At 43.9% G+C, this 13910-nt stretch carries 10 protein-coding genes; 1 reads left to right on the top strand and 9 read right to left on the bottom strand.

Going from position 1 to position 13910, the window contains the following annotated elements:
* Positions 1-6 precede the first annotated feature (6 nt).
* A complete protein-coding gene (gene leuB / locus POV27_RS03735; RefSeq protein WP_272861385.1) occupies positions 7-1125 on the top strand; it encodes a 3-isopropylmalate dehydrogenase in 1119 nt (372 codons plus the stop codon).
* 25 nt (positions 1126-1150) lie between these two features.
* Here leuB and thrC read toward each other — a convergent pair whose 3' ends face one another.
* The 9 genes from thrC to POV27_RS03690 all read right to left on the bottom strand — a co-directional run bounded on the left by thrC (position 1151) and on the right by POV27_RS03690 (position 13709).
* The gene (gene thrC, locus POV27_RS03730; protein WP_272861384.1) at positions 1151-2452 is read right to left on the bottom strand and encodes a threonine synthase; all 1302 of its coding nucleotides are present in this window, start codon (positions 2450-2452) and stop codon (positions 1151-1153) included.
* A 2-nt stretch (positions 2453-2454) separates the two neighbouring features.
* Entirely contained in the window at positions 2455-3378 is a 924-nt protein-coding gene (locus POV27_RS03725) for a homoserine kinase (RefSeq protein WP_272861383.1), read from the bottom strand.
* A gap of 1 nt (position 3379) precedes the next feature.
* On the bottom strand, positions 3380-5818 hold the full coding sequence (thrA, locus tag POV27_RS03720) for a bifunctional aspartate kinase/homoserine dehydrogenase I (RefSeq protein ID WP_272861382.1): 2439 nt from the start codon (positions 5816-5818) through the stop codon (positions 3380-3382).
* Positions 5819-6051: 233 nt separating this feature from the next.
* The gene (gene ilvA, locus POV27_RS03715; protein WP_272861381.1) at positions 6052-7314 is read right to left on the bottom strand and encodes a threonine ammonia-lyase IlvA; all 1263 of its coding nucleotides are present in this window, start codon (positions 7312-7314) and stop codon (positions 6052-6054) included.
* Positions 7314-8813: a ketol-acid reductoisomerase gene (ilvC, locus tag POV27_RS03710; RefSeq protein WP_272861380.1), complete on the bottom strand. Its 1500-nt coding sequence runs from the start codon at positions 8811-8813 to the stop codon at positions 7314-7316. Before ilvC ends, ilvA begins: the two co-directional genes overlap by 1 nt.
* A gap of 10 nt (positions 8814-8823) precedes the next feature.
* Positions 8824-9357 carry an acetolactate synthase small subunit gene (gene ilvN, locus POV27_RS03705; RefSeq protein ID WP_272861379.1) on the bottom strand — a complete coding sequence of 178 codons (534 nt, stop codon included), beginning with the start codon at positions 9355-9357 and terminating at the stop codon, positions 8824-8826.
* 25 nt (positions 9358-9382) lie between these two features.
* Positions 9383-11116, bottom strand: coding sequence for a biosynthetic-type acetolactate synthase large subunit (gene ilvB, locus POV27_RS03700; RefSeq protein WP_272861378.1), 1734 nt, complete (start codon positions 11114-11116; stop codon positions 9383-9385).
* Positions 11117-11139: 23 nt separating this feature from the next.
* Complete coding sequence (ilvD, locus tag POV27_RS03695; RefSeq protein ID WP_272861377.1) at positions 11140-12816, bottom strand: dihydroxy-acid dehydratase; 1677 nt, start codon at positions 12814-12816, stop codon at positions 11140-11142.
* On the bottom strand, positions 12816-13709 hold the full coding sequence (locus tag POV27_RS03690; RefSeq protein WP_272861376.1) for a branched-chain amino acid transaminase: 894 nt from the start codon (positions 13707-13709) through the stop codon (positions 12816-12818). The genes ilvD and POV27_RS03690 overlap by 1 nt, the downstream gene beginning before the upstream one ends.
* Positions 13710-13910: the final 201 nt, after the last annotated feature.

Below are 13910 nucleotides of genomic sequence, written 5' to 3'. Positions count from 1 at the left end.
AGTAGCATGAAACTAAACATTGCAGTATTAGCAGGAGACGGAATTGGGCCCGAAGTAACCCAACAATCTATCAAAGCCTTAAAGGCCATTGCCTTGACATTCGATCATGAGTTTGTATTTAGATCAGCTCCCGTTGGGGCCATTGCCATAGATAAAACTGGATCGCCTCTACCCGATGAAACCTTGGCGCTTTGTAAGGCAAGTGATGCTATTTTATTTGGATCCATTGGGGATCCCAAATACGATAACGATCCTTCGGCACCCGTTCGTCCTGAACAAGGATTGCTCAAATTACGTAAGGAATTAGGGCTTTTTGCCAACATTCGGCCTGTAAAAGCCTATGATACCTTGCTGGATAAATCTCCGCTTAAAGTGGAAAATATTAAAGGTACAGACATTAGTATCTATCGGGAATTAACGGGTGGTATCTACTTCGGAGAAAAGAAGCAAAACAAGGAAGGCACCGAAGCCTCCGATCTTTGTCTCTACACTCGCGAAGAAATTGAACGCATTACTCATTTAGCTTTTAAAGCGGCTCTAGGTCGCAAGAAGAAAGTAACCTTGGTAGACAAAGCCAATGTATTAGAAAGTTCACGCCTTTGGCGTAAAGTAGTGACCGAAATAGGAACTGAATATCCCGATGTGGAGCTGGACTTCCTGTTTGTGGACAACGCCGCTATGCAATTGATATTAAACCCGAAGCAATTCGATGTGATCCTAACAGGAAATATGTTTGGTGATATTATTAGTGATGAAGCCAGTGTCATTGGAGGATCTATAGGCCTATTGGCTTCTGCCTCCATTGGTGGGGACATTGGCCTCTTTGAGCCCATTCACGGTTCTTTCCCCCAAGGTGCTGGAAAAGGAATAGCCAATCCTATCGCTTCCATTTTGAGTGCTGGAATGTTGTTAGAACATTTCGGATTGCACGAAGAGGCCAGCTTAATTACGGATGCCGTGGAAAAAGCATTGGAATTAGATATTACTACGCCCGATCTAAATCCCGGGAATGTAAATATTACCACAGATCGCGTAGGTGATTTTATTGAAGATTACCTCCTGAATCCCGATGATTCCAACCTCAACTTTACCAATATTCACTTAGGTCAGTCTACGATAATTTAGATTACAATAGATAAGTTAAGTTTTGTTAGTTAAGTATTAACCATCTTTTTAATTGTTGATAGGTCGAGATTTTCTCGGCCTTTTTTTCTTTATGCAACAACGCTTGGATCGGTTCGGGTAATTGAATCTGAGAAGCGATGTTCTCAGGAATGACATCCAAGAACTTTACCGGATGTGCCGTTTCTAGAAATACGCCTATCGAATTATCATTTTCTTGCAAAAATTCCTTCAGTGCCAAATACCCTATGGCTCCATGAGGATCGGCGATATAATCATGACTTTTGAAAAGGTACTGCATGGCTTCCCGGGTTTCATCATCAGAATAGCTATATCCCGAAAGATGGGATCGTAGTGTCTCTAAGTCATTATCGTAAATCTGTTGAATACGAACAAAGTTACTCGGCGCACCCACATCCATGGCATTGGAAATGGTTGCTACAGAAGGTTGAGTAATATAATTGCCCGTTTTTAAGTAGTCCGGAACGATTTTGTTGGCATTGGTACCCGTCACGAAATGATGCACTGGCAGCCCTAATTTTTGAGCCATCATCCCAGCACAGATATTTCCGAAATTACCGCTAGGTACTGAAAATACGATGTCTCTTCCTTGCGACTTCAACGTCTTATAAGCAAAGAAGTAATAGAACATCTGTGGTAGCCATCGAGCCACATTGATGGAATTAGCCGAAGTCAGAGTTCGCTTGCCTTCAAACTCACGATCCAGAAAGGCCTTTTTCACCATGGCCTGACAGTCGTCAAAGGTTCCTTCCACTTCAATAGCAGAAATATTCTTGCCTAAAGTGGTCAACTGCTTTTCCTGAATATCGCTCACCTTTCCACTGGGATACAAGATCACCACTTCTACACCTTCCACTTCATAGAATCCGCTGGCTACAGCGCCTCCCGTATCCCCAGAAGTGGCTACCAAAACCGTCACTTTTTCTCGAGTGTCCTTGTTTTTATTGAAATATCCCAAGCAACGGGCCATAAAACGTGCTCCAACGTCCTTGAATGCCAACGTGGGACCGTGATAGAGTTCCAAAACATGAACCCTCTCTTCTACTTCGTTTACTGGAAAATCGAAAGAAAGCACCTCACGAACGATGTCTTTTAAATCATTTTCAGGAATGTCTTCACCAACAAATTGTTTAATGGCTTCAAAAGCTATTTCCGCATGGTCCATTTCCTCGATCTTTTCAAAAAAGGCATCAGGCAAAGACTTGATCTCCGACGGAAAATACAATCCTTTATCGGGAGCCAAACCGTTTACAACGGCTTCCCGAAAACTGACTTTAGGTGCATTATGATTTAAGCTGTAATATATCATGGTTAGATAATTCTGGTTCCTTGGTTTCCGATACTGGAAACATAAATGTTATACTCTATTCCTTTGCCTTTGTAAACTTCGTCCATAAAATGAGCTGTCTTCTGCGCCTGTTCCTTTCCTTTGGACAAAGCAAAAATGGATGGCCCTGAGCCTGAAATTCCGGCGCCTACCGCTCCACTGGCGACAGCCGCTTCCTTTACCGCATCGAAATGGGGAATAAATAACTTACGTGCAGGTTCTACGATGATATCTTCTAACGAACGACCGATCAATTCATAATCGCTGGTATACAATCCACTGATTAATCCTCCTACATTGGACCATTGTTTCACAGCATCTTTTAGTGGTACCTTTTTGGGCAGCACATTGCGTCCGTCCTCGGTTTTCAGTTCTATTTGAGGATGTAAGACAGTTACGAACAAATCCTCCGGTGTAGGAATGGAAACAATCTCCAAAGGGTCATAACTGCGAATAAGTACGAATCCGCCATACAACGCAGCCGAAACATTATCCGCAATTTGTGCACCGCAGGCCACTTCTTCTCCTAGCATCCCGTATTTTACCAATTCTAATTGCGAAAATTTTCCATCTAAAAACTGATTTACCGCATAGGCCGATCCTGCACTGCTAGCGGCACTGCTTCCCAATCCGCTTCCGGGTTTGTATTTCTTTATTATTTCAATTTCCAAACCGAAGTCGGCCTTGGCATCTTCCAACATCTTTTGGGCGACAAAGCCAGCCGCATTCCTTTCGGTTTCAAAAGGAAGTTTGGCTCCTTCAATCTTAGTAATGACTACTTCGCCTTTATCTGAGGTTTTCTGAAATGTCATTTCATCCCCCAATTGTTGCAAGGCAAATCCCATAGCATCGAATCCGCAAGAAACATTAGCCACCGTGGCTGGTGAAAATATGTGTAATCGTTCCATATTATTTCTTTCCTAAACTGATGATATCCCCAAACAATCCCGAAGCCGTTACATCGGCCCCTGCTCCTGCTCCTTTGATAATGAGTGGCTGATCGGCATAACGTTCGGTATAAAACAGGACAATATTATCTTTTCCGTCTAAATTATAGAAAGGGCTTTCCAGCGCAACTTCTTTCAATCCAACAGAAGCCTTTCCATTATTGAATTGCGCCACATACTTCAATCGTTTTCCTTGACTATTGGCTTTCTCGAACAGCACATCAAAATGTTTAGCCTCGTCCTTCAAGGTTTCATAGAAGTCGTTTACTGAATCGGCTTCATTAGAAGCTTTTGGAAGAAAGGAGGTGTTTTCTATGTCTTCCAAATCGATTTCATTTCCACTCTCTCGAGCCAAGATCAATATCTTTCGGGCCACATCTACCCCACTCAAATCAATTCTTGGGTCTGGTTCGGTGTAGCCTTCATCCTGGGCTTGTTTTACAATATCATAAAAGGTATTGTCTGAAGAAAAATTATTGAATACAAAATTGAGACTACCCGATAATACGGCTTGAATAGAAGTTATTTTATCTCCCGAATTGATCAAGTTTTTCAAGGTATTGATCACTGGCAATCCCGCTCCTACATTGGTTTCAAACAAAAAAGGAGCATTGTACTTTCTAGAAAGCTCCTTCAATTCCTGATACTTAGTATATTCTGAAGAACAGGCAATCTTATTACAGGCTACAATGGCGATACTTTCCTTCAAATAAAAGTCATAACTAGCCGCCACATCTGCATTAGCCGTAATATCTACAAACACACTGTTTCGTAAGTTCATTTCCCGAATACTCGCTTGCCAAGCCTCTTCACTCTTGGTTTCTCCATCGTTCAACAAGGATTCCCATTGGGAAAGATCGATTCCCGCCTCATTAAAGACCATTTTTCGGGAATTGCTCAATCCGGTCACTTTCAAATTCAAAAACAAATGCTCATACAGATATTCCTGTTGCTGTTTTATCTGCGCCAATAGACGATGTCCCACATTCCCAACTCCAACAATGAATAGATTCAAGGACTTCACTTGGCGTTCAAAAAAGCGGTAATGAAGGGTATTCAATGCTTTCTTCACGTCACGCCGGGCAATAACGGCCGATATATTCCGCTCGGAAGCTCCTTGAGCAATGGCCCGGATATTCACATTGTTCTTGCCTAAGGAACTGAACATTTTTCCACTTACGCCTTGATAATTTTTTAGGCCATCCCCAATTACCGAGATGATCGCATGGTCATCCTCGGAAATGATAGGATCGATAGTGCCTAAGGAAATTTCATAGGCAAATTCGCCATTAATTGCCTCGGAAGCAGTAGTGACATCCTCGCTTTTAATGGCCAAGCAAATAGAATGCTCTGAAGAAGCTTGGGTGATCATAACGACGTTCACCTTAACAGAAGAAAGCGCTTCGAATAAGCGTCGGGAAATGCCAGGAATGCCAACCATGCCATTGCCTTCTAAGGTGAGCAAGGCAATATCTGGCAAATGACTGATTCCTTTTACGGGGCCATTTTGACTTTGCACTTCATCATGAATATACGTTCCAACAGCATCCGGATCGAAAGTGTTTTTAATGATGATCGGGATTTTCTGTTCCAATACAGGACGAATAGTAGGTGGATACAGAACCTTGGCTCCGAAGTGGGACAATTCCATTGCCTCTGGATAGGATAGTTTTTTGATGGGGAATGCTTGCTTTACCCATTTAGGATTGGCGGTGAACATTCCGCTTACATCGGTCCAGATTTCCAAAACCGAAGCATTTAATGCGGCAGCCAGGATGGCTGCTGTATAGTCGGAACCTCCGCGACCCAAGGTAGTAGCATCACCAGCTTCATTTAGGGAAACAAAACCCGGCATGATGGTAACTCTTGCATTACTGTTTTTGAAGAACGCCTGAATGTTCTTTTCAGTCGTTTCGGTTTGGACTTGGGCCTGCGTGAAGTGGGAATCGGTTACGATCAATTCCCGACTGTCCTTTAATTGAGAAGCTGGCACTTTCGCCTTCAAAGCTTCCGAAATCATATAGGAAGAAAGCACTTCTCCAAAACTCAACACCTTGTCCTTGGTTTTATCTGAAAACTCATTGATGAGATAAATCCCTTGCACGATAGTTTGTAAATCTTTCAACAGCTCTTGCAAACGTTCCTGCGCATCGTAGCTCAATCCCAATTCGTTGGCCGTTCGCAAATGCCGATCCTTTATCTGCCTTAATACTTCTTTGTAATCTTCATCCTTGGCATTGGCCTTTTCACCGGCTTGAAATAAGGTATCGGTGATACCTCCCAATGCGGAAACCACTACCACAAGGGCTTTGTCCTTGCTTTTCGCTTCCAAAATAGCGATCACCTTTTGGATGTTTTCCGAATTGGCGACTGAAGTCCCCCCAAACTTTAGTACTTCCATGATTGTATATGTTGTTGATTCATCATTTAGTTTCTTTTATGGCATAAAAAAAGCCTTCCGTTTCGGGAAGGCCTTCTATTTTGTTATATAAAACAATACCATCCCTGCCGTCAGCTAGTGCCGGTAGTTGTCGTGGTGGTATTTGTAATGATATGCTTCATTGTTCCATACAAATGTTTGAAAAGAATTTTAGAAATCAAAATTTCGTGGGTTATTTTTCGAATATTTCTAAATCATACCAAAAACTGGAACAATTCGGGCTTGTCGTTTAGATAATCCTGATAAAATTGATGGGCTTTCATGCGCGCTACCAAGGGTTCAAAATCTTCGGGTGACTTCAACTCCAACCCTACCACCGCCGAACCGGTAGACCGATTTGTCTTCTTAGTATACTCGAAATAGGTAATATCATCCTCCGGACCCAACACCTGCGTAAGGAATTGTCGCAAAGCACCTGCTCGTTGTGGAAACTTCACTATGAAATAATGTTTCACGTTGGCATAGAGCAAGGCCCTTTCTTTAATTTCAGCGGTTCGAGTAATATCGTTATTACTACCACTGACCACACAGGCCACCTTTTTCCCTTTAATTTCTTCGGAATAGTAGTCTAAGGCAGCCACACTCAATGCTCCCGCTGGTTCTACGATAATGCCATCCTTGTTGTACAATTCCAACAAGGTTTCACAAATCTTTCCTTCGGGAACCGTAATCACTTCATGTAAGGTATCCTTACATATCTGAAAGTTTCGTTCTCCCACCTGCTTTACTGCAGCACCGTCCACAAATTTTTCGATCTGCGGTAAATACACATTCTTTCCCTGCTCTATCGATCTTTTCATGGCAGGAGCACCTTCCGGTTCTACCCCAATGATTTTGGTTGAAGGTGACAATTGTTGAAAAACACTGCTCAATCCTGCAGCCAATCCGCCACCGCCGACAGGTACAAAGACATAGTCCAAGGGCTCCGACGATTGCTCTAAAATCTCCAATCCAATAGTACCCTGGCCTTCAATCACCTTTTCATCATCAAACGGATGGATGAATGTCTTTTTCTCTGCCTTTGAAACGAGCATTGCTGCTCCGTACGCATCATCGAAGGTATCCCCTTCGAGACAAACTTCTACGTACCCTTCACCAAAATGCTGGACCTGCTCAATCTTCTGCATGGGTGTGGTAGCGGGCATATAAATGGTTCCTTTTACTTTGAGCAATTTACAGGACAAGGCCACCCCTTGGGCATGATTCCCAGCACTGGCACAGATGACACCCTGTTCCCGTTCCAATCCTACCAAAGTGGCCATTTTATGATAGGCTCCACGGATTTTATAGGATCGGACAGGCTGAAGGTCTTCCCGTTTCAGATACACGTCACCCCCGAACAAGCGGGAGTGTCGTTGGCTTTTCAGTAGTGGTGTTTTTACCACTACGCCCTCCAATAAAGAAGCTGCCTCTTCTACAGCGGTAACTGTAGGTCGATATATAGAAACGACTTCCATTAGCCAACAGCAACCAGTTCTTCCTGAGCAGCGATGTTGATCGCCTTCATATTGGTCATAGCACTTCTCAATGTCTTGCCTACAGTTTCGATCTCATGAGACGCAATGGCTTCATTCACTTCAATAAGCTCCACATTATCGATATTTTCAGCATCACGATCCCTACCTATATCTTCTAAACTGATTTGCTCCATGAATTCGGCCAACAATGGTTTGGCAGCATGATCGAATAAATAGCAACCGTATTCTGCGGTATCGGAAATGATCCTGTTCATCTCGTAGAGCTTCTTGCGGGCTACTGTATTTGCAATAAGCGGTAATTCGTGTAACGACTCGTAGTAGGCCGATTCTGCAATGATTCCGGAAGCTACCATGGTATCGAAAGCCAATTCTACACCCGCCTTCACAAAGGCGACCATCAAAGTACCATGATCGAAATAGGTTTGTTCTGAAATATGTTCAGCGGTGATTTCTGTCTTTTCGAAAGCCGTTTCTGCCGTAGCAGCTCTCCAACGTAATAAATCGGCATCGTCATTGGCCCAATCGGCCATCATTCCAGAAGAAAATCTTCCGCTTATGATATCGTCCATATGCTTTTCAAACAATGGCGTAAGTAAGGTTCGTAACTCTTCCGAAAGTTGATAGGCTCTTATCTTCGCTCCATTGGAAAGACGATCCATCATGTGGGTAATTCCTCCATGTTTTAGGGCTTCGGTAATGGTTTCCCAACCATACTGAATGAGCTTAGCAGCATATCCCTTTTCCACTCCCAAGGCTACCATTTTATCAAAACAAAGGATCGATGCTGTTTGCAACACGCCACATAGAATGGTCTGCTCTCCCATAAGATCGCTCTTTACCTCAGCCACGAAGGATGATTCCAAAACACCCGCTCTATGCCCTCCTGTGGCAAAGGCGTAGGCTTTGGCTTGATCCCATCCTTTTCCTTCAGGATCGTTCTGTGGATGTACAGCAATCAAAGTTGGCACTCCAAATCCTCGTTTGTATTCTTCGCGCACTTCACTTCCGGGACATTTGGGAGCCACCATGATTACGGTAATATCTTCACGCACCTGCATGCCTTCTTCCACAATATTGAAGCCATGTGAGTAGGACAATGTGGCGCCTTGTTTCATAAGCGGCATTACGGCATTCACCACACTCGTATGTTGCTTATCCGGTGTTAGATTACAAACCAAATCGGCCGAGGGAATTAATTCTTCATAGGTTCCCACTTCAAATCCATTGTTCGTTGCGTTTTGATAGGAAGGTCTTTTTTCTGCAATGGAAGAAGCACGGAGCGCATAGGAAACATCCAGGCCAGAGTCGCGCATGTTCATTCCTTGATTCAGGCCTTGGGCACCGCATCCTACAATGACCACTTTTTTGTTCTCGAGGGCTTTAATGCCATCCTGAAATTCGGAAGCTTCCATAAATCGGCACTGTCCCAATTGAGCCAATTGTTCACGTAATGAGAGGGTATTGAAATAATTTTTCATCGTTTTATTATTATGCTTGAAATGCGGTTAGTAATGGACTAATGTTTAAGGATTCCTTGGTAATGGCAATACGTGCTGAACGTACAAATTGCATAATCCCAAAAGGTTTTAGTTGTTGGTATAGGGATTCTATTTCGCTTCTGCGCCCGGCTTTTTCGAGTACAAAAAACTCGCGCTCTACAGTGACAATGCGCACATTGCTTGCCGAAATGATTTTCTGAATGTTAGGATCTTCGAAAAAGAGATCACTCTGAATTTTGAAAAGGCAACACTCCTGATAAATGGTTTCTTCATCCATATGATAATAGGCCCGAATGACATCGACCTGCTTTTCTATCTGACCAATAATCTTCTGAATCTGTGGTTCGGTCACCTTCACCACAATGGTCCATCGGGATACCCCTTCAATTTCAGAAATGGAAGTGTTGATACTTTCAATATTGATGTGCCGACGTTGAAAAATGGCCGAAATACGATTCAGCAATCCCACGTTGTTTTCGGTATAAATGGAAACAGTGTACAGTTTCTTTTCTTCTGAACTCATATCGTTTTCTTTAGCTGTTTTATAATTATTCCAATCGGATATCGGATACTGATGCTCCCGACGGAATCATTGGGAATACATTGTCTTCCTTTTCTACACATACTTCCAAGAAGTACGGTCCTTCAAATTGAATCATATCACGAACTGCTTCATGCAATTCTTCTCGTTTTGTGACTCTATCCGCTTCTATGTGATAGCCTTTGGCAATACTCACAAAATCGGGATTGGTCATTTCGGTTGAGGCGTAGCGCTTTTCGAAAAACAACTGCTGCCACTGCCGTACCATTCCCAAAAACTCATTGTTAAGCACCACAATCTTTACGGGTGTTCTATTCTGAAAGATGGTTCCCAGTTCCTGAATGGTCATTTGGTATCCCCCATCGCCAATCACGGCAATAACTTCTCTTTCGGGAGCCGCCATTTTGGCTCCAATAGCTGCTGGTAGGGCAAAGCCCATGGTTCCTAATCCACCAGAAGTGATATTACTTCGTGTTTCGTTGAACTCGGCATAACGACAGGCAATCATCTGATGCTGTCCCACATCACTTACAATGGCAGCCTTGCCTTCACTTTCTTTGTTAATGGCAAGCATTACCTCACCCATGGTTAATCCTTCCTTAGTTGGGAATAGATCATTCTGAATGACCTTTTCCTGCTCTACGGCCTGCAATTCGGTAAAACGTTGTCGCCAAGCAGTATGTTCATTAGGTTGTAGTAAGGGTATAAGTTCTGAAAGTGTGGTCTTGGCGTCTCCCAATACAGCCACATCAACAGGAACGTTTTTATTGATTTCAGCTGGATCGATTTCAAAATGAATGATCTTGGCCTGCTTGGCATAGGTATTTAAATCTCCGGTTACACGATCATCGAATCGCATACCAATAGCTATCAGCACATCACATTCGTTAGTCAAGATATTGGGCGCATAGTTCCCATGCATTCCTACCATCCCAACATTTAACGGATGAGCAGTAGGAATAGCCGAAGCCCCTAAAATGGTCCAAGCAGCTGGAACTCCCGTTTTTTCGACCATGGTTTTCAATTCCTCTTCGGCCTTGCCTAAAATCACGCCCTGTCCCCAAACAATGAAGGGCTTTTTGGCGTTATTGATCAGATCTGCCGCTTCCTGCAGTGCATTCGGGTCGCATTGAGGAACGGGGTGGTAACTTCGAATGGCCGAACATTTTTCATAGGCGAAATCGAAACTTTCGAACTGCGCATTCTTGGTAATATCGATCAATACCGGTCCCGGTCTTCCGCTTTGAGCAATATAAAAGGCTTTGGCAAAGATTTCGGGAATTTCTGAAGCCTTCGTTATCTGATAATTCCATTTGGTTACCGGTGTAGAAATACCGATGATATCGGTTTCCTGAAAGGCATCTGTGCCCAAAAGGTGTGCTCCTACCTGCCCGGTGATGCAAACCATGGGTGTAGAATCGATCATCGCATCTGCAATTCCTGTAATGAGATTGGTAGCTCCTGGACCCGAAGTAGCAATAGCAACCCCTACTTTTCCTGAAATTCGGGCATAGCCCTGCGCGGCATGGGTAGCCCCTTGTTCGTGTCGGGTTAAAATATGTTGGAGTTGATCTTGGTATTTATAAAACTCATCGTATACGGGCATAATGGCTCCGCCAGGATAGCCATAGACAGTCTCCACACCTTCGGCCAATAAACAATGAACGACCGCTTCGCTTCCTGCCATATGGGTTTTGGTAGCCTTTGAAGTCTTGGTTTGAGTTACGGTTTGTAATTCCATAATTTTATTTTTAGATGTGAAGATTAAAACTCATCGGTTACACAGCCTTGTGAGGCCGATGAAACCGTTTTTGCGTATTTGTACAGTACTCCTTTTCTGAATTTGAGCGGTGGTGCCGTCCAGTTTTCCTTTCGGGCAGCCAATTCTGCGTCGCTTACGTGCAACTGAATTGAATTCTGCTCAGCATCGATAGTGATTTCATCCCCATTTTCAACCAAGGCGAGGGTTCCTCCCTCTTGAGCTTCTGGGGTGATATGTCCCACTACAAAACCATGGGTTCCTCCTGAAAAGCGGCCATCGGTAATGAGGGCAACTTCTTTCCCCAATCCCGCTCCCATAATGGCAGCAGTAGGCTTCAACATTTCGGGCATTCCGGGCCCTCCTTTGGGGCCTTCGTACCGGATGACTACTACATCCCCTTTTTCTACTTTTCCTTCGGCTATGCCCAGGTTTACTTCAAACTCGCTATTGAATACTTTGGCTTTGCCCGTAAACTTTAGCCCTTCTTTTCCTGTAATCTTGGCCACACAGCCTTCTGCGGCTAGATTTCCGAACAACATTTGAAGATGCCCAGAAGGTTTAATGGGTTTTTCAACAGGATGAATTACATCCTGCCCTTCAGGAAGATTGGGTGCATCGATTACATTTTCGGCCAAGGTTTTACCGGTAACCGTTAGACAATCTCCATGCAACAATCCTTTTCTAAGGAGGTATTTTAGCACGGCGGGAATTCCACCCAGTTCGTGAATGTCTTCCATCAGATATTTTCCGCTAGGTTTTAAATCGGCCAAGAAAGGTGTGCTATCGCTTATGGCCTGAAAATCCCTCAGGGTAAAGGGAATGTCCGCAGCTCTGGCAATTGCCAAGAAGTGAAGCACTGCATTGGTAGATCCACCGAGCACCGTCACCAATCGAACTGCATTTTCCAGTGACTTTCGGGTGACTATATCACTAGGTTTGATGTCCTTTTCCAATAAAGTTCGCATGGCTTCTCCCGCAGCTACCGATTCATTCTTTTTCTCGTCACTTAAAGCAGGATTGGAGGCATTGTAGGGCAATGCCATCCCCAATGCTTCAATGGCTGAAGCCATCGTATTGGCCGTGTACATCCCGCCACAAGCTCCCGCTCCTGGACAGGCTTTTTCTACCACTTGTTGGTATTCGGTTTCGGTAATGGTGCCTGCTACTTTGCTTCCCCATGCTTCAAATGCAGAAACCACGTCCAGTTTCTTTCCATTGTGGCAACCAGAATCAATAGTTCCCCCATACACAAGAATGGAAGGGCGATTGAGTCGGATCATGGCCATTAAAGCACCGGGCATATTCTTGTCGCAGCCTACGACCGTAATGAGTCCGTCATAACTCATGGCCTGCACCACCGTTTCCATGGAATCGGCAATAATGTCCCTAGAAGGCAATGAATAACGCATTCCCGGAGTTCCCATGGAAATGCCATCGCTTACCCCAATGGTGTTGAAAATAAGTCCGACCAATCCTTCATTCTGGGTTCCTTCTTTAGCGCGTTTCGCCAAATCGTTTAAGTGCATATTGCACGGATTTCCCTCGTATCCCGTACTGGCAATCCCTACAAATGGCTTTTCGAAATCCTCACGCGTGAGTCCTATGGCGTGCAACATGGCTTGGGCTGCTGGTTGCGTGGGATCCTGGGTTACTGTTTTGCTGTATTTGTTGAGTTCCATTAGTATGCGGGTTCAAAAAAGTGAGTAGTATGTGCCCGTACGAGCTTTTGGTACAATTCCGAAAGGCGATATCCCAAGGTTTCTTTCCAAGGTTTGTTGAATTCCTTGCCATCCAAGGACTTTATGGGAGCTATCTCCGCAGCGGTTCCCGTGAAGAAGGCACCATCGGCTTTGTATACATCGCTAGGCGTAAAATGTTTCTCTAGGATTACGATTTCCAGTTCCTCGGCCATTTCGAAAACCGTTTGTCGAGTGATTCCTGAAAGGATATTCCCTAATGGACAGGTATAGAGCACGCCATTCTTTTCGTAGAAAAAATTGGCTCCCGGCCCTTCGGCCACATAACCGTACTGATCCAACAACAGGGCTTCATCATATCCATTAGCCTTAGCTTCGGTCGTGGCCATGATAGAATTGGTATAGTGACCAACGAGTTTTGCCTGAATGTGGGTGGATTTCGGATTGGGTCTCTGATACGAAGAGGTCATGAGCCTCACTTCTTTAGTTCCTAAATACTTGCCCCATTCCCAAGCGCACAGCAATAGGTGCGATTTCTCGGCGGGTTGTAAAGTCATCATCTCTCCTTGGTACAACAATGGGCGGATGTAGGCATCTTCGAAACCATTCTTATCTAAGAGTTCATAGCTCAATTTGATCAATTCATCCACCGAATAAGGACAGGGAATGTGCATGACCTCCGCAGAGTACAGAAAACGTTCGTAATGCTCTTTGGCTTTAAAAATCTGCGGACCGTCGTCGGTTTGGTACGCCCGGATTCCTTCGAAGACCCCATTGCCATAATGAAGGGTTTGGGAATAGAGTCCTGTTTGTGCTTCGCTTGCTTTGATCCAAGCACCGTCTAAATACACTTGTGTTTCCTGATCGTAATACATGACTTGTTAAATTAGATCGAAAGTAGACCATCCTTCACGCAGTGAGATTTCGTTTTTTACGTTTTGGAAGATGTCTAATTTCAATTGGTTTTGATTTATTTAATTGATTTACAGTTATTTAAATTCATTTTCATTCCGATGTTCACTTTTATGTATTGGGCATAAAAAAAGACCTGTATCGCGCTGATACAGGTCTTTTTA

This window comes from Aureisphaera galaxeae (assembly GCF_028561275.1).
Taxonomy (GTDB): Bacteria; Bacteroidota; Bacteroidia; order Flavobacteriales; family Flavobacteriaceae; genus Aureisphaera; species Aureisphaera galaxeae.
This window is presented reverse-complemented; position numbering and strand designations above follow the sequence as displayed.